Here is a 22,865-nt window from a genome sequence, read left to right on the forward strand (position 1 = left end):
AGGGGTCGGTTCCGGCTGAGGGCGAAATGACACCCTAAGCGTTAGCTCTGTGTCGTTGCACGATGTCAGCGACGGTATTCTTGCTGATACCGAGCTCGCGTGCGATCCAGCGATAGCTGCGTCCCTCGGCCCTCATCGCAACCACCTTAGGCAAAAGTCGGTCTGATTTTGGTCGCACTCCGGCCTGACGACCAAGCCTCTTACCACGTGCCTTCGCAACAGCAAGGCCTGACTTGACCCGCTCGCTGATGAGATCCCGCTCAAACTCCGCAATGCCGGAAAGAAACGTCGCCAGCATTCGTCCATACGGCGACGAAAGATCGAACGCCATTCCATTCATGGCTATCACGGAAACCTTCCAGTTCTCCAGTTCACGTAGCGTATTGAGCAGATCGAGCGTCGAGCGCCCCCACCGGGAAAGCTCAGTGACCAGGATTGCATCAATTTGTCTGGACTGGGCAAGCGCCAGGACTTTCTTTCGCTCGGCCCGGTCGAGTTTAGTTCCTGAACCTGTTTCCTTAAATATTCCCACCACGTCGTAGCCGGCACGGCCGGCGAAGGCTCGCAGATCAAATTCCTGGCGTTCACAAGACTGATCCGCTGTTGAAACCCGGCAGTAAATGGCGGCACGATGTCCCAATTGAACCCTCCTGGATTTTTGTATCGGAACGCCCTGATTTATATGGGCTGGCTGTTGTCCAAAACAGACTATACTTCAAAAGGGACGAATTTGTATGTCACGACGCCATATTTTCACCGAACGGCAGCGAGCAGCGCTGTTCGATCTGCCCACGGACGAACTGTCGCTACTGAAGTTCTACACGCTGGGCGATGATGACCTGGAAAACATTAGGCAGCGCCGCAGACCGGAAAACAGGATTGGCTTTGCCCTGCAACTTTGTGCCTTACGATATCCGGGCCGTGCACTGGCTCCTGGTGAGATGATCCCGCGTGAAGTCCTTTCCTTCGTCGGTGCTCAGCTTGGAGTTCCGGCTGATGCGCTTCTCACTTATGCCACACGGCGCCAAACCCGTCAGCAGCACATGGACACGCTGCGCGAAATTTACGGCTACAAGACCTTCACGGGCCGTGGTGCCCGTGATCTGCGGGAGTGGACTTTCGGCCAGGCCGAAGATGCCAGATCAAACGAGGATCTTGCTCATCGTTTTATTGTGCGGTGTCGGGAAACTTCCACCATTCTGCCCGCAGTATCGACAATCGAGCGCTTGTGCGCGGATGCTCTGGTCGCCGCTGAGCGGCGGATTGAAACGCGGATTGCGGAAAATTTAACAGCGGATGTTCGCGATCACCTGGACAAACTTCTGAGTGAAATGCTCGCCGGCAATATCAGTCGTTTCATCTGGCTTCGCAACTTCGAGGTTGGTAACAACTCGGCTGCTGCTAACCGTTTGCTCGACAGGCTCGAATTTCTGCGTACCCTGAATATCAATCATAGTGCTTTGGCCAGCATACCTGCCCATCGCATTGCCCGGCTGCGTCGGCAGGGTGAACGCTACTTCACCGACGGTTTGCGTGACATCACTTCGGACCGCCGCTGGGCGATCCTTGCCGTCTGTGTTGTGGAGTGGGAAGCGGCGATTGCTGATGCCATAGTCGAAACCCATGACAGGATCGTAGGAAAAACCTGGCGGGAAGCGAAGCGCCAGCATGACGAAACAATTTCCGGCTCTAAAGCCACACTCACGGATACGATCCGTACCTTCACCGCGCTGGGAGCTTCGTTGCTTGAGGCCCGCAGTGACGGAACCCCGCTGGAGATGGCTGTCGCCAGTTCGGTTGCATGGGACCGGCTCGCTCAACTGGTAGCGACAGGGACTCAACTCAGCAACACGCTAGCCGATGAGCCTCTTGCATATGTCGGGCAGGGATACCATCGCTTTCGTCGTTATGCGCCCCGCATGTTGCGCTGTCTGAAGCTCGAAGCCGCGCCGGTCGCCGGACCATTGGTAGCAGCAGCTTTGTCGATCGGAGAGATGAAAGGTGTTGCATCGCCAGAAAGGCGTTTCCTGCGGCCCAGCTCCAAATGGAACCGTCATTTACGAGCTCAGGAAAAAGGAGATACCCGTCTTTGGGAAGTGGCGGTACTCTTTCACCTCCGGGATGCTTTTCGTTCCGGAGATGTCTGGCTCGCTCATTCGCGCCGCTATGGTGACCTCAAGCAGGTACTGGTGCCGATGATCGCGGCGCAGGAAAATGCAAAACTGGCCGTGCCTTCCAACCCACAGGATTGGCTGGCAGACAGAAAGGCGCGACTCACGATCGCTCTTAAGCGGCTGGCCCGGGCTGCCCGTAACGGCACTATTCCGCACGGTAGCATAGAAGATGGAACGTTGCGGATCGACAGGTTGACAGCAGACGTGCCGGATGGTGCCGAGGCACTCATACTGGATCTGTATCGCCGAATGCCGTCCGTTCGGATTACCGACATGCTGCTTGAAGTTGATGCAGCCCTTGGTTTCACAGATGCGTTTACCCATCTGAGAACCGGGGCTCCATGTCGCGACCGGATCGGTCTGCTCAACGTCCTGCTCGCTGAAGGGCTCAATCTGGGCCTGCGTAAGATGGCGGAAGCTACAAACACGCATGATTACTGGCAGCTCTCACGCCTTGCCCGCTGGCATGTTGAAAGCGAAGCCATGAACCAGGCATTGGCAATTGTGGTGGCCGCGCAGGGTAAACTGCCGATGTCACGCGTCTGGGGGATGGGCACGTCAGCATCGAGCGATGGTCAGTTTTTCCCGACAGCGCGGCATGGCGAAGCCATGAACATGGTCAATGCCAAATATGGTTCTGTTCCCGGCCTCAAAGCGTATACTCACGTAAGCGACCAGTTCGCGCCATTCGCTTGTCAGTCGATCCCGGCGACCGTGAGCGAGGCACCGTATATTCTCGATGGACTACTGATGAACGAGGTCGGTCGCCATGTTCGCGAACAGTATGCCGATACAGCAGGATTCACCGACCATTTGTTCGGAGCCAGTAGCCTGCTCGGCTACAATCTCGTTCTGCGAATCAGGGATCTGCCATCGAAGCGGTTGTACGTATTTAATCCCGATACGACCCCCAGGGAGTTACGCAAGTTGGTAGGTGGAAAAGCCCGGGAGGATCTTATCGTTGCGAACTGGCCTGATATTTTCCGTTGTGCCGCGACGATGACCGCTGGCAAAATCAGGCCCAGCCAACTCCTGCGCAAGCTCGCTTCTTACCCACGACAAAACAACCTTGCAGTTGCGCTTCGTGAAGTTGGTCGTATTGAACGGACCCTTTTCATTATTGAGTGGATCCTGGATACGGACATGCAGCGGCGTGCTCAGATCGGTCTTAACAAGGGAGAGGCCCACCATGCGCTCAAAAATGCGCTCCGTATCGGGAGGCAGGGGGAAATTCGCGATCGCACGACAGAGGGGCAGCACTACCGAATCGCTGGGCTCAATTTATTGACTGCGGTGATCATTTACTGGAATACCGTCCATCTTGGTCATGCCGTCACGGAGCGGCGGAACGAAGGGTTGGATGTTCCCCCTGAATTTCTTCCCCACATATCCCCATTGGGCTGGGCGCACATTCTACTGACTGGCGAATATCTTTGGCCCAAGGAACCGAAAGCTTAGGGTGTCATTTCGCCCTCAGCCGGAACCGACCCCTTTCACGTTGTTTTGCGGGCTGGGACTGGTGGTGGCCTACGCCCTGCTGGGGGCAACATGGCTGGTGATGAAAAGCGAAAACCCGCTACAGGATAAAATGCGCAGTGTGGCAAAAAAACTGCTGCTGGCGATGTTGGCTGTCATTGCCATTATCAGCCTGTGGACGCCGCTGGCGCACAGTGCCATTGCCGATCGTTGGTTTAGCCTGCCAAATCTGTGGTTCCTGATGCCGGTGCCGCTGCTGGTTGCGCTAATGAGCCTGTGGCTGTGGCGTTCTCTGGGCCAGCAGCATAGCCATGCCCCGCCATTTATATTGACGCTGGGTTTAATTTTTCTCGGTTTCAGCGGGTTGGGGATCAGTATCTGGCCACACATCATTCCACCGTCTATTACCCTTTGGCAGGCGGCGGCTCCGGCGCAAAGTCAGGGCTTTATGTTGGTGGGCGCACTGCTGATTATCCCGATAATCCTGGTGTACACCTTCTGGAGTTACTACGTTTTCCGCGGCAAAGTTCAACATGGTGAGGGGTATCATTGATGGAACAATCAATCTGGAAACGTCTGATGTGGCTGATCATTCTCTGGGGCGGCAGCGTGCTGGCCCTGGCGGCCGTCGGTTCATTCTTTCGCTTACTGATGACGGCGGCGGGATTTAAGTCCTGATTTTCCCCCCCGGTAACAACCGGGTCGCGCTGCGCTTCCCGGTTTTAACAAATCCTAACGTTGACTAAACAAAAATGTAAAAAACATCGAATTGGCAAAACAGAGATTGCCATTAACCCGATTAAAATATTGAATAGTCACCTGACGAAATTATCGCCAATTCCGCAGCTAACGTACCAGAGGGTGCATGATGTTTAAGAAAGGGTTAACGGTGTTATTGCTGGCCAGCGCGCTTTTTTCGGGTCAGCTTTTCGCTACTAATCAGGGACATGAATATCTTCAGGTGCAGGATGCCGATCACCTATTACGACACACGGCCGACAGCGATGAGCTGCGAGTAACGGCGGAAGAATCCGCCGCCGATCTTCGCGAGCACCACCACTGGCAGAAATCACGCAAACCCGATATCCATATGAGTTAACCGTCAGCCTTTACGCTTCGGCAGCGTCTTCATCAGGTCTTCGGGGCTGACGGAAGCCACTACGCTGCCCGGCAATGGCATCTTCAGGATGTGATGTTTCATCTTGCCGATCACGTGCATTTCGCACGGTCGGCAATCAAATTTCAGCGTCAGCACTTCATCGCCATTTACCAATTGCATCGGCGTGGCTTTCCAGCTCTTGATATTCCCTTTCGCCTGTTTCGGACACAGATTGAATGCAAAACGCAGGCAGTGCTTGGTAATCATCACTGGAACATCGCCCTTTTCTTCATGCGCTTCATAGGCTGCATCAATCAACTGGACGCCATAACGGTGGTAAAACTCACGCGCTTTATGGTTATAGACGTTAGCCAGAAAACTCAGATGCGTCTGTGGATAGACCGGTGCCGGCTGGGCAACAGGTTTACGACTGCCACGCCGGTAGTTTTCCAGACGCGCGGCATCCAGCATGTCGATGGCTTCACGGCGAAACTGATTCAGTTGACCATTCGGTACAAACAGCGCGCCCGGCAGATTCACCTGAATATTGCGGGCGTAGTACATCGTCTGCCCAAGTTTTGCCAGTCCGTCCTGTAGGTTACTCAACGCTTTTTCCGCATTGTTCGCTTCCTCAAACTGACCATCCAGCGTATGGGTGATACTCACGCCGTCTTCACTGGTCAGTGTCAGGATCAACTCTTCCTGCCAGCCGCCCAATTCAATATCAACCGCGACACGGCGTTCGCTGGAGGTTTTGGTCAGCGCCTGTTGCCAGTTATGATCAAGGTTGCGATTCAGCGGATGGTTAGCACGAACTTTGTGCAGATCGGCAGGCATTTCATTCGGCCACACCCGATAACGATTGTGCCCGGTTTTTTCAACGGTATTAGCGCGAAATCCCACGACTTCACGCTTGATTAACACGTTCAGGCCATCCCCGTTTGCCAGCGGTTCCGTCACGTCGACATCAAGATAATCCTTCGCCACCTTCAGGACTTCACCCACTGGCAAGCCAATGAATTTAGGTGAGTCGAATGCACCAATGTCGCCTTTACGGGCATTTACAAAATAGTCAGTGCTACCGCGGTGGAAGGTTTTCTCCGTAGATGGCGTGAAGAAATGCTCAGTGCGACCTGCAGATGAACGAGCCAGATCGCCGCGTTCTTCGATGATGGCATCCAGCATCTGCCGGTAATGTGCAGTGATGTTTTTCACATAGCTCATGTCTTTGTAGCGCCCTTCAATTTTGAAGGAACGTACTCCGGCATCAATCAACGCACCGAGGTTGGCGGTCTGATCGTTATCTTTCATCGACAGCAGGTGTTTTTCATACGACACCACCCGGCCCTGATCGTCTTTCAGGGTATACGGTAGTCGGCAGGCTTGTGAACAGTCGCCGCGGTTAGCGCTGCGCCCGGTTTGCGCATGAGAGATATAGCACTGGCCTGAATAAGCAACGCATAACGCACCGTGGATGAAAAACTCGATCATCGCGTCCGTCACCTGATGAATCGCGTGAATCTGCTCAAGACTCAGTTCGCGCGCCAATACAATCTGCGTGAATCCGACATCAGAAAGAAACTTCGCCTTCTCGACGCTGCGAATATCACACTGGGTGCTGGCATGCAGTTCAATCGGTGGGATATCCAGTTCCAGAATCCCCATATCCTGCACAATCAGCGCATCAACGCCAGTCTGATACAAATCGGTAATTAACCGCTGAGCAGGTTCCAGCTCATCATCATGCAAAATCGTGTTCAACGTCACAAAGATTTTCGCCCCATATCGATGAGCGAATGGCACCAGTTCGGCGATGTCTTTCAGGCTGTTACTGGCGTTATGACGCGCGCCAAAACCCGGTCCGCCAATGTAAACGGCGTCAGCACCGTGCAAAATGGCTTCACGCGCAATGGCGGTATCCCGGGCCGGGCTTAACAATTCAAGGTGATGAGGTTGCTGGCGCATACAGTTGTTACCATCCACAAGCGGTAAAAATGGCGGCTATTGTAGTCAGAAGCGCGACATTTCGGAATAGTTTTCCCGATTAACCGCGTGGGTAATGGATCAGGGAATGAAAGTGAACCGTCTGTTCGCTGCTGTTACGGTAACTATGTGCAGTATCACCCGCAAAACGGACACCCTCACCCGATTTGATGGTTCGCCACTGTCCGTCAATGCACATATCCAGCAGGCCACTAATCACCACTACGTGCTCAATCACACCGGTTTCATGCGGTGTAGATTCACTCAACGCCCCCGGTGCCAGCAATATTGAAAAATGGTCAAAACAGAGTTGTGGGTCCCATGGAAACAGCGGTGTCACTACCATTGCCTGCTGTTGGGGATCAAAAGTCGCTGTGCCTTCTGACTCTGGTGGTGAAATAAACGTCGAAAACGGCACGTTCAGTCCGGTGGCAATTTTCCATAGCGTCGCCACTGTTGGGCTGGATTCATTGCGTTCTATCTGCCCCAACATGGCTTTAGAGACACCCGTTTCTTCTGCCAGACGCGACAGACTCCATTCCCGCTGGTGACGTAATGTCCGGAGCGTGGTAGCCAGATAGTGGGTTAAATTGTCCATTGTCGCCTTCCTCTATCTCCTGTTTCTGTCCATCAGCTTATCACTTGTACGCTATAACGCACAGTGCTACAGTGAATGACCGTTATAACGCACGCGGAGTCGCTATGCGCACATTATTAATCCCTTTGCCCACCGTTTTATCGGGTTTTGTTGCCGTGCTGGTCGGCTATGCCAGTTCAGCAGCCATCATCTGGCAAGCGGCGGTTGCCGCAGGCGCAACGACCGGGCAGATTGCGGGCTGGATGACCGCACTGGGAATCGCGATGGGCGTGAGTACGCTGGCATTGTCAGTGTGGTATCGTGCTCCCATCCTGACCGCCTGGTCTACGCCCGGTGCTGCACTGCTGGTTACGGGTCTGCAAGGCGTGACCATTCAGGATGCTATCGGCGTTTTTATTGTTGCTAACGCGCTGATAGTCCTGTGTGGTGTGACGGGGTTGTTTGCACGTCTGATGCAGATAATCCCACACTCACTGGCGTCGGCAATGCTGGCTGGGATCCTGCTGCGTTTTGGTTTGCAGGCATTTAATAGTCTTAATAATGAGCTTCTGCTGTGCGGCAGCATGCTGCTGGCGTGGCTGGTGTTAAAAGTTGTCGCGCCCAGGTACGCCGTCATTGCTGCCATGCTGGTGGGTACCGCCATCGCACTGCTAAAAGGTGACATTGTCACTTACAACATTAATTTATCTCCGGTGATGCCTGAATTCATCACCCCCCACTTTTCTCTTGCACACAGTATAAGCATCGCATTGCCGTTCTTCCTGGTTACCATGGCGTCACAAAATGCTCCTGGCATTGCCACCATGAAAGCGTCAGGTTATTCCTTGCCCGTTTCACCGCTGATTGTCTTCACTGGTCTGTTAGCGCTGCTGTTTTCGCCTTTTGGCGTTTACTCTATTTGTATTGCCGCCATAACCGCGGCAATTTGCCAAAGTCCCGAAGCACATCCTGATGCCAAACGACGTTGGCTCGCCGCCGCATCGGCAGGCGTTTTCTATCTTCTGGCTGGTGTATTTGGTGGTTCGGTCACAGGACTGATGGCGGCCCTGCCCGTAAGCTGGATCCAGATGCTGGCTGGCCTTGCTTTACTCGGTACGATTAGCGGTAGTCTGTATCAGGCATTGCTTCATGAAGCGGAGCGAGATGCTGCAATCGTCACCTTTCTGGTTACTGCCAGTGGTTTGACCTTAATGGGGATTGGCTCTGCTTTCTGGGGATTAATCGCCGGAGGGATATGTTATGCCACGCTGAGATTATCGCGACGCACGTAATTGCGTTGGCGTCTTGCCCGTCATCTGCTTAAACCGATTGCTAAAATGGCTTGCTGAACTGAATCCACAAGCCATCGCGATATCCGACAAGCTACGTGAAGAATAACGGACCAGTTGCTGCGCCAGCGCCATACGACGCTGCATAACATACTGATGCGGAGCCATATTCATCGACTGGCGAAACATTCTGGCAAAGTGGAAATCGCTCAGTGCCGCTTCGCCTGCCAAATCGCTGAGGGTCATTGGGTAGGCCAGATGCGCGTCAATATAGGCCAGCACATTGCGCAATGTGGCTGGCGCAAGCCCACCGGTTACCACCGGCGGCCGCCATTGAACGTTGCTGTAATGTTGAATCAGATGCGTCAGCAACAGCGAAGATGCCGCGCTGAGCGTTAGATGATTAGCCGGTTGCTGCCAGTCATTACCCAGTAAAAACTGGCGATAAACCGCCGTGATCCCCGGATCGCTGCCGAACGTATGTTCGTCCAGCGTGAAGCTGTAAGGGCTTTTGTCCCAAACTTTCTCACCCACTTCCCGCAGATGCGCGTCGGTACAATAAAGATGTACAAAGGAAAGATCGTCACGAATATCCCAACTGGATTCGCTCTCTTTCGGCATCAGGCAGAAGCGATCCGGGCCGCCGCCGTTTTTCCAGCCCCCTGCCGTCTTGTGATAGCTTTCGTAGCCATCCGCGATATATAAACTGAGCGTGTGGTGATCGCAATACTGAGTGATGGTGTCGCGCTTGTTCGACCACGCCGCCAGTTGGATCCCCGAATGTAACGCAACCGACTCATGCAGCACGGCATTATGTTTGCGTAAGTTTTCAAAGGCGCCATAGGGCTGAGACATACCATCACATTCAAAATAAGTTAGCAGGCTTTCAGTCTATATCAGCTACATGTTGTTAACAGCCTCCTTTTCACTTTCGCGAGAAAAAAAGCGCAAGATTTTGCAAGTCTGCCGCAATCAGATGAAAGCCAGCCCCGGCCAGCCATGACACTGTGTGCGCTTAAATACAAAAATGAGAGAGATGTATGAACGCATTGTTGTACTGCCTGGTGGTCGTGATATGGGGAACGACATGGATTGCCATTTACCTGCAGCAAGGTCCGGTAGCTGCCCCGGTCTCTATCTTTTGGCGCTTTGCGGTCGCCAGTTCGGTGATGATCCTTCTCCTGCTGTTCAGCGGCAAATTGCGTAAGCTCTCCGGACGCGACCACCTGTTTTGTCTGTTACAGGGCGGGTGTGTTTTTTGCTTCAATTTCTGGTGTTTTTACACGGCCGCAGCGTGGATTAATACCGGTCTGGAGTCGGTAATTTTCTCGATGGCCGTGCTGTTCAATGCGGTGAATAGTTTTGTATTTTTTGGTCAAAAACCACCGATACGCTTTTATTTCGCCGCGGCGCTGGGGTTGACGGGTATCATCACCCTGTTCTGGCAGGATTTGGTCAATAGCGGCCTGAATCATACGCTGCTGTTGGGTATTGGTTTAAGCGCTCTGGGAACGTTTGGTTTTTCCCTGGGCAATATGATCAGCCTGCGCCATCAGAAAAAAGGGCTTGAGGTGATGACCACCAACAGCTGGGCCATGCTGTACGGTACCTTGCTAATTGCCATCATTGCACTGGTGCGCGAGGACAACTTCACGCCACAGTGGACGTTCAGCTATCTTAGCGCGCTGTTATATCTGGCTATTTTTGGCTCGGTGATTGCTTTCGGCGCCTATTTCACACTGGTAGGACGCATCGGTCCGAGTAAGGCCGCCTACAGTACGTTACTTTTCCCGTTGGTCGCGCTGACGCTGTCAACATTGTATGAAGGATACGTCTGGCAGGTTAACGCAATTGCCGGATTAGTGCTGATTTTGCTGGGTAATCTGGTGATGTTTGCACGCCCGGAGGCGTTAGTGGGGAAACTGCTGTACCGTCGTCGGACGGCATAAAAAAAGCGCACCATCAAAAGATGGTGCGCTCAGCATTACTGTTTTTTGTTGACATCAAACATGGAGGCGTCTGTCGCCATGTCATCAACAACTTTCTTCAACGTTTCGAACGCCATCGGCGTACTTTCGTTGTTCAGGTCCTTGCCTTCACCCTGACGTACCACTTTAATCACCGGCTTATTGGTTGCCGCATCGATCAATTCACCTTCAAAATAGAGGTGAGTATCCATGGTGCGGTGACCTGTCGCCATTTGTGTCCCCGCTACGAGTAACGCAACCGGAACGACTTCATAGAACTGCAGCCCTTCCTTGCTGGTTGCGACACCGGTAATCGCGCCACGGAAAATCAGGCTGCGCGGGCCGGGGGTCGTCACCAGGGGTTTACGTTTACTAATGGCGGTTTTCATTTGCGTATTGGTATAGCTCAACAGTTTATCCAACACCTGTTGCCCAACCTGAGTTGTTGGTTTAGGAATCGGATAATAGGTTATCGGGTTATACACAATACTGTCATATTTGGACTCATTGAAGTTGGGATCAACCCAACGCAGCACAGGCTGTCCTGTTGCCGATTTCGTTTCCTTCAGGCCAGAGTAATCTTTTAAAAAACCTGAATATTTATCTGGCTGCGTGATTTTTGACGCACAGCCTGATAACGCCAGTAAACCCGTAAGCACTGCAACTTTAAATAAAGTTTGAGCACGCATGGAACGATCCCTTAGTATTTGCAGATATGCATCTGAAATAATAGCAAAAGGAAATCATTTTGGATGTGCGAAAAATGGTAAGCGCCGCACAATTTTATTTTTGCGCTCAGCACAAAAAATGCTGAACGCAGAGCGTGGGCCATCAGCCGATTTTGCGGGCCAGCATAGTCGCAAAACGCAGTTTAATGCGATTGCCGTTTTCGTCTGTACGATGCAGTTCCCCCACGTCTTCGTTATATTTCAGCAGCTCCCATCCGCGGTAATAGTTGCGTAATTCCCCCGCTTTAAACGCGAACGGGAAGCCAACTGTGCACGGGAAATCATCGGTATCCATCGCCGCAACGATTAAGTTATATCCACCCTGTTTCGTGCAACGTTGCATATTTTCGATAAGCCCCGGAATGGTTTTCGCTTCGAGGAACATCAGCACTACGGTAGACAGGATAAAGTCGTATTCACCATCAAAACTCAACGCATTAAGGTCCGCGACGCTTGCCTGCAGATTAGTCAACCCTTCGGCTGCTTTGATACGCTCAAGGTTAGCGATGCTCATGGGATTTTTATCCCATGCTGTCACATCATAGCCGTTTGCCGCAAGGTACAGGCTGTTTCGACCGTTACCGCAGCCCAGGTCTAACGTTTTGCCTGGCTTAACAATTTTCGCCGCTTCAACGACATCGGAATGCGTACGGGTTAGATCGTATTTCTCAGTAAAGTAGTTTTCGTCGCAAAGGGTCATTATTTATCCTCAGATTTCAGTAATGCAGCACGCTCCGTGCGGATGAGCAGTTTCCCCTGCATCAACAATGCAAACGTACGTACCAGTAATAATGCAATGATAACATTGGTAAAAATAAACAGAGGGATCGACAGCATATGAAAAAATCCTGATTCGCTGCCGTGTCCCAGATGCAGCCCCGTTGTCGCCAGGGCCGACACGCCGAACGAAAAGCTCCAGAAAGACGCATTAAACGGCTGAGACAGATACCACGGCATGAGGCGTAGCATAAACAGCAGCTGCAGCAGACCATAGCCAAACAGCATTTTGGCCAACGTATCGCCCTCGCCGCCGTTGACGCTAAGCCAGGCGCTGCAGGCGACCAGCGCAGGCGCCAGCTGAATGCCAAGCGAGGTACGTAATGCCGTTGGCAGCTCGCCGCAACTGCGTAAACGCTGCAGGATCACCGGCTCGAGGCTGAGCCAGGAAAATACCCCTGCGCCCAAAAACACCAGTCCTGCGTCGTTGAAACCCAGCGCACCACATGCCATTGCGCTAATAAAGTTATTGGCGACAGTCGGCAAATACAGCCCCGGTGTGGTGGCTTCTTCTGGGTGATCTCCGCGCCATAATCCTGCCGTTTGCCAGGCCGCGTACGCCAGTTGGATAACGACCCCAATGCTGAACAAGCCAAGCGCCAGCGGTCGATACCACGGGACAAAACCAATCGCGACCAGCATGGTTGTGGCCGGAAACAGACTGACAAAGCTACTCATCACTGGATGACGAATCTCCGCCAAAACGCTATGCGGAAAACGCAGTAAACGACTAAAAAAGGCCAGCGTCAGCAGCCCCCAAAAGACCATGGCCAGGATGACTAACCCATCGCCTATCCAGTGGCTCACAGGCCACGCCTGACTGGCATATCGCCACGCAAATCCCATCCCGATGATGCCCAGCACCATGCCAAAATAACCGGCCGGAAGATTAAGGACCCGATCACTATGCTTGTTATTACTCATTTTGTTTATTTTTTAAAGTATATTTGAAATGCATTTTATGGAAATTATGGCGATTTAGCCAGTACGGAAAACTTTGCTACGTTTAACTAAGGTACGCAACACGGAAATGAGCTATGACCAAATACCGTCTGAGCGACGAACCTCGCTCCTTCAGTTATCAGGATAATGGCAACAAAAGAAGCGTATTACTACGCCAGATAATTGCACTGATCGATTTTAATGATGTTCCGGCCGGCACGCCTGGTGGCTGGATTGATAATGAAGCCGTACTGGCGCAGTGCGGTGATTGCTGGATTTACGATGAGAACGCGATGGCATTTGCGGGGGCAACCATTTCTGGAAATGCCCGCATTACGCAGGCCAGCGTGGTCAGAGATGGCGCACAGATTGGCGGTGCCGTATGGATAGATCGGGCTGAAATTAGCCATGGCGCGCAAATACGTGACAACGTCACCATTCAAAATTCTGTTGTACGTGGCGAATGTTTTTTGTCGGGCGATGCACGTGTTCTGGGAGGCTCCGAAGTCATCGCCGCCAAAGGGTTAACCCGTGAAAGTGACCAGCCCCTACAAATATATGATCGCGCAACCGTAAACCATTCACGCATTGTGCATCAGGTGCAGATCTATGGCGATGCAACCATTGACTACGCTTTTATTGAACATCGCGCCGAGGTTTTTGATTGTGCCCGCATCGAGGGTAATGAGGAAAATAACGTTTGGATCTGCGATTGTGCGAAGGTATACGGCAACGCCCGCATCATCGCTGGTACCGATGAAGATGCGATACCGACCCTGCGCTATAGCTCCCAGGTGGCTGAGCATGCGGTGGTTGAAGGTAACTGTATCCTGAAACACCATGTGCTGGTCGGGGGGCATGCAAAATTACGCGGCGGGCCACTCTTGCTGGATGGACACATCCTGATTGAAGGCCACGCCTGTATTCTGGGTGAAGTGCTGATCGAGCATCATATTGAGATAACCGGTCAGGCCCACGTTGAAGCCTTTGATGGTGATGCAATCCATCTGCGCGGGCCAAAAGTGATCAACGGCGAACAGCGTATTACGCGCACCCCCCTCGCCGGTTTATTCTGAAACGCTATCAATGATACGGGCATAGAGATTCACATCATGATAACCATCATTGAGAAACTCTGCCTGCTTTAAACACCCTTCCAGCTGAAAACCGTTGCGCAGCGCCACCTGGTTACTTTCCAGGTTATCGACGCGGCATTTAATAATGAACCGACGGATCTCGCCACGCTGAGCATAATGATGAATCAGTGCCTGTAGCGACCGGGACATAATACCCTGTCCCTGATGAACTTCATCCAACCAGTAGCCAATGTAAGCCGCTTTATTCAGCGGTTCTATTTGGTTAAATGAAATAACGCCAACCACTTCACCTTGTTTGAAGATAAGGAACATTTTGGCGTAGCCACGCTGGTGCAACATCATATTCCCCTGCACATTCTTACGCGTATCGTCCTCAGATTCGACAAGCTGCGGCCAGTTCAGCGACCGCTGGAGCCATACTTTATTTTTGAGCACCAGTCGATGCAAAGGCGTGACGTGTTGTTCTTCTACTGCCCGCAGTTCCAGCGTGTCACTGACGGTAATAATTTCTGACATGTTTATCTCCTTGGCGATTGTAAACGGGGAATTTCTGGCTGGCAGTAGCCGATATTAATCTGCTTAGCGCCGTGGATGTCATATTTTTATGCTGTAACAGCAATCACTTAGAAACAATCTCTGGCGCGGAAGCCGTTACTCTGGATGTCCGGTTATCCCATGCCTGGATAGGCCGTAATGATGACAACAACACTTTCATTCTATTGCTAAGGAGCAAGCATGGCAGCACCTTTGGGTCGTTTAGCACTTATTCCGCTTTTACTGATTACCGCCTGTCACCAACCCGTCCCCACCACGCAAGCGGGTCCTGTCCCCTTTGCCGTTAACAAACAACCGGTTGTAGATAATACCACGCTGGAAATTTCCCGTAGCGCGCTGGAATATAACATTCATAAGGTTCAGCAGCTGCTGGGAGACAAAACCCGGATGTGCGCCATTCTTAAAGGCGATGCGTATGGCCACGATCTCTCACTGGTTACGCCGGTGATGATGCAAAACGGTGTGCAGTGTATTGGCATCGCCAGCAACGAGGAGATTAGCATTGTTCGTCAGTCAGGCTATACATCGCAGCTGATGCGCGTTCGCAACGCGACGGAAAAAGAGATGCGCCAGGCGGCGGATTTTGATACCGAAGAGCTGATTGGCAATCTGGATATGGCTAAACGTCTGAGTGCAATTGCCCAGGAGAAAGGGAAAACGATTCGTATTCATCTGGCCCTGAACTCTGGCGGTATGTCACGAAACGGTCTGGAAGTCAGCACCGCGGCAGGTCTGGAAGAGGCCCGCGCCATTTCCACGTTACCCGGTCTGAAAATTGTTGGCATCATGTCACATTTCCCGGAAGAAGATGCGGCGGTGGTTAAACGCGATCTGGCCCGTTTCAATACGCAATCGGCCCAGGTACTCAAAATTACCGGGCTTAAGCGCGAAGATGTCACCCTGCATGTCGCGAATACGTTCGCCACCCTGACCGTTCCTGAATCCTGGCTCGACATGGTGCGTGTTGGCGGTATTTTTTATGGCGATACCATTGCCAGCACCGAATACAAACGCGTCATGACGTTTAAATCCGCAATCGCGTCGGTAAACCATTACCCCAAAGGAAATACCGTCGGCTATGACAGAACCTATACCCTTAAACGTAATTCCGTTCTTGCCAATATTCCGACGGGTTATGCTGATGGTTATCGTCGCGTGTTCAGTAACGTGGGGCACGTATTGATCCACGGCCAGCGGGTTCCTGTACTGGGTAAAACATCCATGAATACCGTGATTGTTGATGTGACCGATCTACCGCAGGTTGCCTCCGGCGATGAAGTGGTGTTATTCGGTAAACAGGGAAATGCGCAGGTGAGCGCAGAAGAAGTCGAAGAAATTAGCGGCGCGCTGTTCACTGAAATGTCGATCCTCTGGGGGGCGACAAACAAACGCGTGATGGTCGATTAACGCCTAAAACAGGAAGGGCTTCCTTTTCTCGCTGGAAGCCCTTTTACACAGTGAGCACAGTACTATTTAGCTCTCACTGACACTCTCTCTTTGCAAAATCTTGAGCAAATCTTCCTTCAGGTGAAGTTTCTGTTTCTTAAGACGAACAATGTCCAAACTGTATCCCCGACCATCCGAACCTTCCAGTCTGGAAATCTCATGATCAAGGCTGTTGTGTTTTTCGAATAAGGACAGAAAACGAGGATTCTCGGATTTCAGTCGGGAAATAAGGTCTCTGTATTCTGGAAACATACTTTCTCCCTGTTAGTGGTAAAGAATGTGTATAAGAAATACACACCTTCAGCTTATCGGTTTGAGTCAGGGAAAAATGCGAGCAGGATCGAGTAAATAGTGTACAGAATTTTTTAAGAAAATGACGAACATGGCTCCCCGTCAGGAGAGCCATAACGGTGAGGATCAACGCATTTCGCGGTCGTCAACGTACTGACGTTTATCCGGCGCTGGCGGGAAGTACTGATACAGCCAGGTTTCACTGATGGCGTCGCCCTGACAACGCAGGAACATACGCATATCTACCGGATCGGTTGAGTCAGAAGTCGGATACCAGTCAAACTGAATGCGGTAGCCGTCGATAGGTTCAACGTAGAGGATCTCAATCTGTTTCGCTTCACCACTCGAAAGCGTAATTACCGGTTCAATACCTTTCGGCGCGGCGGCTTTTAAATCTCCACCAATGAAATCAACGGCAAAACGTCGTGCCCATTTTTCCGGGTAGTGCTCGCCCGGCGCCCATCCTTCCGGGAAGCCGCCCATACCTGTACGGGTCGCCATCACGCGAGCCAGCGGAGAGCGCACCGGCGGCTGAGCGCTCCAGTACAGGCGATATTTGAATTCCAGTTCATCGCCGGCTTTGATCTTCTTCTCCGGCTGCCAGAAGCAGACGACGTTATCCAGTGTTTCCCCGGTCGTCGGGATCTCCATTAAGCCAATGGTTCCCTTGCCCCACTGGTTACGTGGCTCGACCCACAGGCTGGGGCGCTTGTTGTACCAACCCATAATGTCCTGATAGTGGGAGAAGTCACGATCCAACTGCAGCAAGCCAAATCCGCGCGGGTTGTTATCGGTATAGGCATTAAACTGCAGTTTTTGCGGGTTATTCAGCGGACGGCAGATCCACTCGCCATTGCCTCGCCACATCGCCAGACGGTCGGAGTCATGAATTTGCGGGTGAATGGTGTCACACATCCGGCGTTCATTGTTACCACAGCTGAACATGCTGGTCATCGGCGCAATACCGAGTTGCTTGATGTCTTTACGTGCATAGACATGATTCTGTACATCCATGATCACCTGCGTTTTCTCACAGTGGATCACAAACTTAAACGCGCCGGTCACGCTTGGGCTATCGAGCAGTGCATAAACAGTAAATGAAGTGGCGCCCGGTTTAACCGTTTCGAACCAGAATGCGGTAAAGTCCGGGAACTCTTCTTTGCTGTCGGTATACGTATCAACCGCCAGACCACGCGCCGACAAACCGTACTGATAGGTGTCATCTACGGCGCGAAAATAGCTGGCACCGAGGAAAGACACGACATCGCGACGAGCCAGTTCAGGCGCTTTGAACACGCGGAAACCGGCGAAACCGAGATCGGTTTGCCCTTCCAGCTGTTTGGTATCCACACCGGCATCGTTGTACTTGAAAAGCTCCGGGCGGAAGTGGATCTCACGCGCCATATGCGTACTGTCATCAACCGAGTACATGCGTACGCGGCGACGGAAGCCCATTCCCACATGGAAGAACTGCGCGTCAAGTTGACGATTTTCAACGTTGTTCCACAGTGACTGTTCTGCGTCGTACTGAATACTGTTGTAAGCCTGCGGCGTCAGTTTAGCCAACGTATCCGGCAATGCGCGCGGCGCGCCGCCCCAGGGTTTCTGTGCTAAATCATGGGCCATCGATTGCAGAACGGAAAAATCAAAACGTACGGTTTTTCCGTCTGCAATGTCAGACTCTGCCGCATAGGCGGCGCGGGAAAAGAGTGATGCAATACCACTGGTTCCGCACACGGCGGCCACTGCCATTGAACCTTTAATAAATCGTCTGCGATTCATGCCTGAAAGTGAGTCCTTCTGGTCGTGTAAATGGTCCCGCGCCGGTCAAAATCTGCGGCAAGAGAGTGCACATTTCTGACCGCTCACTCTAGACAAAATTCATTAATAATCCAATTGTTGGTCGACGATTATCTGTACAAAATCGAAAATATTTTATGTCGATGAGAACAGGCCGAATCCCGTGTAAATTCAGTTAAAGTAAACCACACCGCCGTTTACTACGTTCTTGCGCCTCCTGATACAACGCAAACTCATCATATACTGCGCAGCCCAGCGCCTGTTCAAAGGCATCGCGGCTGGAATTACCGTGGCTGCGCGCCTGCGTTTCATTACCCAGATTAGACTGGAAAATCCCTGCGGCGCTCACGGGCAAAAAATCCTCGTAGGTGATGGGTTGCGCAACCAGCCACCCTCGCTCAATGAGCAGCTGCGGGTCGTCATCCGGACGGATAGCCTGCCGATGCGCCTCGCCCGACGGCGTCAGGCGATAACGGAACCAGGCAAGCCCTTGCTGGCGCAACAGAAACTCGCTGTCCGGGAACGCCTTAAACACGTCCTGAAGATGCAACTGGTGCGTCAGGTTATCTTTCCCCGTCCCCGCTTTACTCAACAGTTCGTCGTACAACGCCCGGCCCTTTGGCGTCAGCGCCACACCACGTTGCTCGATTTCGCCAAAACGAGCTGTGTGAGTTCCACGCATTTCGCCGGCAAACAACACTGGTTCTTCCAGCGCCTTAAAGCTGGTCTGGCGCAGCAAGATAGGCACCTCGCGCCGTGGTGGGCCTTCAATGAGAATTTTCGGTGCAATACCGCACTCCGGCATCATCGACTGCACCCGATCGATATCCAATGTACGCGGCGTCAGATGGTTGATATGACAACCAGGGAAGCACACCACATCGGCAATCAGTCGATGCTCGTTATGCAAGGCATGATACGTTTGTTCATCTACGGTGGCGTGTTGATGCCAACGGAACGTTTCCAGTGCCTCATGCACAAATTCCTGAGCTTGTGCGGGTGTGAAACTACCCTGTGCATCAAACTCATCCAGCAGTTCGTGACAACGACGCGTGAAAATATCACGCTTTGCGAGGATCTCCGCTGCCTGCTGGCGCAACACCGCGTTCTCGATTAATTCGAGGCGTAATAACGAGGTAAATACCCGGAACGGGTTGCGCGAAAGCGAAGCATCGTCGATGGGACGAAACGCCGTGGAATGGACGGGGACGCCGGCCTGGGAGAGATCGTAATAGCTAACCGGATACATCCCCATAATGGCAAACATCCGCCGCAGTGTAGACAACTCCTGCGCAGTACCGACCCGAATTGCCCCATGGCGTTCAACATTGAGCCGTGCCAGTTCATCCGCATTGGCCAGTTTTTCATGCAGCGTCGGATTATTTTCCAGTACCGCCAGATTCACATCAGCGACAAGTTCCAGCAACGTGCCATACTGCGGGACTTCCTGCTGGTACATTGCTGACATTGCCTGCGAAAATTGTTCCCGAATCTCATCAGCCGTGATGGTGTTCGCCATAATGTCATGCCTCCAGTGAATATTACCTGGAGTGTAGAAAACGCCGCTGAGTCCGGTGGGAAGAATTTACAAACTGTGATCCCGCATAAATTCCCCCCACCCACAAAGGCAGTGAACTGAAGCTTACTGACGCGGTTTTAACTGACGTTCCAGCCATGGCAACATCTGTTTTTTACGACTGAGCATGCCTTCGACCTTGCAGGGTTGCGGTAACTCTGACAACTCAGATCCAGCGAACCACAGGCTGGTATCGCCAAGATTGATGTCCGTCAGCATCAGTACCACCAGCGCAGCCTGATTTTCCTCAGCATAACGGGTCATCTCCTCGCGGAGATCGTCCAGCATACCGTCAACCTGGCGCAATGCATACAGCTCGAGTTGCGCCACGCAGACTTTATGCCCATGAATGGTGAACGTTTTAATGTCTTTATGCAGCAGCTCACGGGCACTCATGTCTTCGACGCTGGTTTTGGCCGACAACAGATCACGGCTAAAAGCGTCCAGATCCACACCCGTTTTTTGGGCCAGAGCCCCCACCGCCTGGCTGTCATCCGGTGTAGTAGTCGGCGAGCGAAGTATGACAGTGTCACTTAAAATAGCCCCCAGTAGCAAAAAAGCCTCCGCAGACGACAGCTGACTGCGCTCGTCATCCGCCATCAGTTGCCACAACAACGTCGCACTGCTGCCAACAGGTTTGACCCAGACCTCTGGAGGAAGACGAGTCACTAATCCGCCGAGTCGATGATGGTCGATGATACCAACGACATTGCTCTCAGACAGCGATTCCGGCCCCTGTGTCGGTTCGGTGAAATCTACCACCCAAACATCCTGATCGGTCAGCGGAAACGTGAGTCGTTCGGGCATGTCCAGTCCTGCATGCGCAAAGATAAATTGCGTTTCGCGGTTCGGTTCTCCCAGACGCCATGCCGTCGCCTGCCGGCCGCGTAACGTAAGCCAGCGAGCTGTCATTGCCGCGGTGCAAATGGCATCGCTATCGGGGTTAAGGTGCCCTATTACATGGATCATGGTCAGTGCCTTGTGATGATGGATGATGAAAAAGCGAACAATTGTCCGAGTATAACGACTGGCTACATTCCCTTCCATGATCCCACTACGCGGTCATGCTGTACAAAACATAAGCAAAATAAATCAGTTGTAAGTAAAACGCGTTAAATGTTAATAATATTTTGCTATCAAGTTATCAAAAACAAACAACTTCACTTGTCACCAATACGGCTCTGTTTTTAACATCGCTTATGGAAAAAAATGTTCTGTTCAATCAGCGCATTCGCTTGCGCCATCTTCATACTTTTGTCGCCGTTGCCCAACAGGGAACGTTGGGACGTGCGGCCGAAACCCTTAACCTGAGTCAACCAGCCCTCTCCAAAACACTGAACGAACTGGAGCAACTGACCGGAACCCGACTCTTTGAACGCGGTCGCCTTGGTGCACAATTAACGTTGCCCGGCGAGCAGTTTCTTACCCATGCGGTAAGAGTGCTTGATGCACTCAACACTGCCGGGCAGGCATTAAATCATCGTGAAGAATCTCAGAATGATGTCGTGCGTATTGGTGCCTTGCCAACAGCTGCGTTGGGTATTCTTCCGGCGGTAATCGGTCCGTTCCATAAGCAGCAAATGGAGACTACTCTGCAAGTTGCCACCATGAGTAATCCCATGATACTGGCCGGTTTAAAATCCGGGGAGATCGACCTCGGTATTGGCCGTATGGCCGATCCGGAATTGATGGTCGGTCTGAACTACGAACTGTTATTTCTGGAATCACTCAAACTGGTCGTGCGTCCTAACCATCCATTGTTACAGGAAACCATCACACTTAGCCGGGTGATTGAGTGGCCAGTGGTGGTTTCGCCGAAAGGAACCGCCCCTCGCCAGCATGCTGAGGCATTGTTGCAAAGTCAGGGCTGTAAAATGCCGCCGGGTTGTATTGAAACGCTGTCAGCATCGCTCTCCCGTCAACTGACGGTTGATTACGACTATGTGTGGTTTGTCCCTTCAGGCGCGGTTAGAGAAGATCTGCGCCAGGCAACGCTGGTGTCATTGCCAATTCCCACCCACGGTGCGGGTGAACCCATCGGTATTCTTACTCGTGTCGATGTGCAACTCTCTCAGGCCGCCCAGATCCTTATCGCCGCAATACGCAAAACCGTACCTGTTTAATCGTATTGATGATTGGGTCTATTATTACCGGCAGGCCCACCCCATGTAAATGTTCAATATATGGACGGTAAAACCGTCATAAAACACAGCTAAAAGCGTATTTTTCCTTACAAGTAAATTAAGCAATGCTTATTATTGATGATATCTCTATCGAATAATGGCGGATGAAATTCTCTACACAAACTTACATCTATAAATTTTCTTTTAGAATTCAATGAGGAATAAAAAATCAATCTAATTAAGTTAATACTATATTACATTAAATAATTAGCTATTGCCCCTAATCTAACTCTTAAAAAAAACCAACTACAACTTCACCTGCTATCCAGTCAGAATCTCGGGATATATAATGTCTTCGCTATTTAATTTGTTATTAAGGAAAATAACATGAAATTTGTTAATTGTATAAGTGCAGCAGCGCTTCTGATCGCAGGGGCTGCTTTTCAGGCCCAGGCGGCTGGTTCTGACTCTGCAAACATTGACTTTGCAGGAAACATTACATCATCAACCTGTGATGTCAGTATTGATGGTATTTCTGCTTCCAAAGAAGTCAAACTGCCAGACATCACCGTTTCTGCGATGCAAGCGGCTGTCAGCAGTCCTGCGATGAAAACCAAATTTCAGATCACCGTTAAGAACTGCGCCACTGAACCAGCAGGCGGTAAAGTAAAAGGCCAATTTTCAACAACCGGTAATTACAACAGCACCAGCAAAGCATTGTTAAACGCTGCAACAGGAGATAAAGATGCGGGTTTCCAGGTAGAAGATACCGCAACCAGTACTATTATCGATTTTACATCAGCCACACCGCAATCTGAAGCCACTTACGATACCACCAACGGTGCAGAATTTAATTACACCGTCGGTTATATCTATTCAGGTTCTGGCACGCCGACCGTTGGTGTAGTGAAAGCGAATACCACCTTTGTAACAACCTACCCCTAACAAGCTGTGTAAGATCAAGA

At 51.7% G+C, this 22,865-nt stretch carries 21 protein-coding genes and 1 pseudogene; 10 read left to right on the plus strand and 12 right to left on the minus strand.

Annotated elements, in window-relative coordinates; all coding sequences use genetic code 11:
* Nucleotides 1-34: 34 nt before the first annotated feature.
* Nucleotides 35-640, minus strand: a complete 606-nt coding sequence (locus OGY19_RS13160; protein ID WP_000509966.1) for a recombinase family protein — start codon at nt 638-640, stop codon at nt 35-37.
* A gap of 94 nt (nt 641-734) precedes the next feature.
* Here OGY19_RS13160 and OGY19_RS13165 point away from each other — a divergent pair, with 94 nt between their 5' ends.
* The 4 genes and pseudogenes from OGY19_RS13165 (at nt 735) to OGY19_RS13180 (ending at nt 4,749) form a co-directional block, all read left to right on the plus strand.
* Nucleotides 735-3,632 carry a Tn3-like element Tn5403 family transposase gene (locus OGY19_RS13165; RefSeq protein ID WP_001553819.1) on the plus strand — a complete coding sequence of 966 codons (2,898 nt, stop codon included), beginning with the start codon at nt 735-737 and terminating at the stop codon, nt 3,630-3,632.
* A gap of 28 nt (nt 3,633-3,660) precedes the next feature.
* Nucleotides 3,661-4,203 (plus strand): annotated as a pseudogene (locus OGY19_RS13170) (cytochrome d ubiquinol oxidase subunit II); the annotation flags it as partial.
* Nucleotides 4,203-4,328 (plus strand): DUF2474 domain-containing protein, encoded by a 126-nt coding sequence (locus tag OGY19_RS13175; RefSeq protein ID WP_071887343.1) that lies wholly within the window; start codon nt 4,203-4,205, stop codon nt 4,326-4,328. The pseudogene OGY19_RS13170 and the gene OGY19_RS13175, both read left to right, overlap by 1 nt.
* Nucleotides 4,329-4,518: 190 nt before the next feature.
* Nucleotides 4,519-4,749, plus strand: coding sequence for a DUF2554 family protein (locus tag OGY19_RS13180; protein WP_048211598.1), 231 nt, complete (start codon nt 4,519-4,521; stop codon nt 4,747-4,749).
* Between the two features lie 3 nt (nt 4,750-4,752).
* Here the strand turns inward: OGY19_RS13180 and OGY19_RS13185 are convergent, their stop codons facing one another.
* The gene (locus OGY19_RS13185; protein ID WP_115602016.1) at nt 4,753-6,714 is read right to left on the minus strand and encodes a peptidase U32 family protein; all 1,962 of its coding nucleotides are present in this window, start codon (nt 6,712-6,714) and stop codon (nt 4,753-4,755) included.
* A gap of 79 nt (nt 6,715-6,793) precedes the next feature.
* Entirely contained in the window at nt 6,794-7,330 is a 537-nt protein-coding gene (locus OGY19_RS13190) for a helix-turn-helix domain-containing protein (protein WP_061067944.1), read from the minus strand.
* Between the two features lie 104 nt (nt 7,331-7,434).
* Between OGY19_RS13190 and OGY19_RS13195 the strand changes: the two genes are divergently transcribed.
* Nucleotides 7,435-8,601: a benzoate/H(+) symporter BenE family transporter gene (locus OGY19_RS13195; protein ID WP_048211595.1), complete on the plus strand. Its 1,167-nt coding sequence runs from the start codon at nt 7,435-7,437 to the stop codon at nt 8,599-8,601.
* Here the strand turns inward: OGY19_RS13195 and OGY19_RS13200 are convergent.
* Nucleotides 8,584-9,453, minus strand: coding sequence for a helix-turn-helix domain-containing protein (locus OGY19_RS13200; RefSeq protein ID WP_115602015.1), 870 nt, complete (start codon nt 9,451-9,453; stop codon nt 8,584-8,586). The two genes, OGY19_RS13195 and OGY19_RS13200, sit on opposite strands and share 18 nt — an antisense overlap.
* 185 nt (nt 9,454-9,638) lie before the next feature.
* On the opposite strand from OGY19_RS13200, the gene OGY19_RS13205 reads away from it, so the two are divergent.
* Nucleotides 9,639-10,547 carry a DMT family transporter gene (locus OGY19_RS13205; protein WP_061067947.1) on the plus strand — a complete coding sequence of 303 codons (909 nt, stop codon included), beginning with the start codon at nt 9,639-9,641 and terminating at the stop codon, nt 10,545-10,547.
* Nucleotides 10,548-10,582: 35 nt separating this feature from the next.
* Here OGY19_RS13205 and OGY19_RS13210 read toward each other — a convergent pair whose 3' ends face one another.
* From OGY19_RS13210 to tehA, 3 genes are all read right to left on the minus strand, one after another.
* Entirely contained in the window at nt 10,583-11,254 is a 672-nt protein-coding gene (locus tag OGY19_RS13210) for a DUF3313 domain-containing protein (RefSeq protein ID WP_048211592.1), read from the minus strand.
* A gap of 142 nt (nt 11,255-11,396) precedes the next feature.
* The gene (gene tehB, locus OGY19_RS13215) at nt 11,397-11,993 is read right to left on the minus strand and encodes a tellurite resistance methyltransferase TehB (RefSeq protein WP_061067948.1); all 597 of its coding nucleotides are present in this window, start codon (nt 11,991-11,993) and stop codon (nt 11,397-11,399) included.
* Nucleotides 11,993-12,994, minus strand: a complete 1,002-nt coding sequence (tehA, locus tag OGY19_RS13220; RefSeq protein WP_115602014.1) for a dicarboxylate transporter/tellurite-resistance protein TehA — start codon at nt 12,992-12,994, stop codon at nt 11,993-11,995. The genes tehB and tehA overlap by 1 nt, the downstream gene beginning before the upstream one ends.
* Nucleotides 12,995-13,107: 113 nt before the next feature.
* Between tehA and ydcK the strand changes: the two genes are divergently transcribed.
* Nucleotides 13,108-14,088 (plus strand): YdcK family protein, encoded by a 981-nt coding sequence (gene ydcK / locus OGY19_RS13225; protein ID WP_048211589.1) that lies wholly within the window; start codon nt 13,108-13,110, stop codon nt 14,086-14,088.
* On the opposite strand, the gene rimL is transcribed toward ydcK, so the two are convergent.
* Entirely contained in the window at nt 14,080-14,625 is a 546-nt protein-coding gene (gene rimL / locus OGY19_RS13230; protein ID WP_115602013.1) for a 50S ribosomal protein L7/L12-serine acetyltransferase, read from the minus strand. The two genes, ydcK and rimL, sit on opposite strands and share 9 nt — an antisense overlap.
* A 219-nt stretch (nt 14,626-14,844) precedes the next feature.
* Between rimL and alr the strand changes: the two genes are divergently transcribed.
* Nucleotides 14,845-16,071 (plus strand): alanine racemase, encoded by a 1,227-nt coding sequence (alr, locus tag OGY19_RS13235; protein ID WP_048211587.1) that lies wholly within the window; start codon nt 14,845-14,847, stop codon nt 16,069-16,071.
* A gap of 66 nt (nt 16,072-16,137) precedes the next feature.
* Here alr and OGY19_RS13240 read toward each other — a convergent pair whose 3' ends face one another.
* From OGY19_RS13240 to OGY19_RS13255, 4 genes are all read right to left on the minus strand, one after another.
* Nucleotides 16,138-16,362 (minus strand): HP1242/YdcH family protein, encoded by a 225-nt coding sequence (locus OGY19_RS13240; RefSeq protein WP_003020276.1) that lies wholly within the window; start codon nt 16,360-16,362, stop codon nt 16,138-16,140.
* 165 nt (nt 16,363-16,527) lie between these two features.
* Complete coding sequence (locus OGY19_RS13245) at nt 16,528-18,183, minus strand: glucan biosynthesis protein D (RefSeq protein ID WP_115602012.1); 1,656 nt, start codon at nt 18,181-18,183, stop codon at nt 16,528-16,530.
* A 193-nt stretch (nt 18,184-18,376) separates the two neighbouring features.
* Nucleotides 18,377-19,720, minus strand: a complete 1,344-nt coding sequence (hglS, locus tag OGY19_RS13250) for a 2-oxoadipate dioxygenase/decarboxylase HglS (protein ID WP_286596612.1) — start codon at nt 19,718-19,720, stop codon at nt 18,377-18,379.
* 123 nt (nt 19,721-19,843) lie between these two features.
* On the minus strand, nt 19,844-20,746 hold the full coding sequence (locus OGY19_RS13255) for a manganese-dependent inorganic pyrophosphatase (RefSeq protein WP_115602010.1): 903 nt from the start codon (nt 20,744-20,746) through the stop codon (nt 19,844-19,846).
* Between the two features lie 230 nt (nt 20,747-20,976).
* Here OGY19_RS13255 and OGY19_RS13260 point away from each other — a divergent pair, with 230 nt between their 5' ends.
* Nucleotides 20,977-21,900 carry a LysR substrate-binding domain-containing protein gene (locus tag OGY19_RS13260; RefSeq protein ID WP_048211583.1) on the plus strand — a complete coding sequence of 308 codons (924 nt, stop codon included), beginning with the start codon at nt 20,977-20,979 and terminating at the stop codon, nt 21,898-21,900.
* A gap of 387 nt (nt 21,901-22,287) precedes the next feature.
* The gene (locus tag OGY19_RS13265) at nt 22,288-22,845 is read left to right on the plus strand and encodes a fimbrial protein (protein ID WP_061067955.1); all 558 of its coding nucleotides are present in this window, start codon (nt 22,288-22,290) and stop codon (nt 22,843-22,845) included.
* Nucleotides 22,846-22,865: the final 20 nt, after the last annotated feature.

Source organism: Citrobacter sp. Cy070 (genome assembly GCF_030332245.1).
Taxonomy (GTDB): Bacteria; Pseudomonadota; Gammaproteobacteria; order Enterobacterales; family Enterobacteriaceae; genus Citrobacter; species Citrobacter youngae.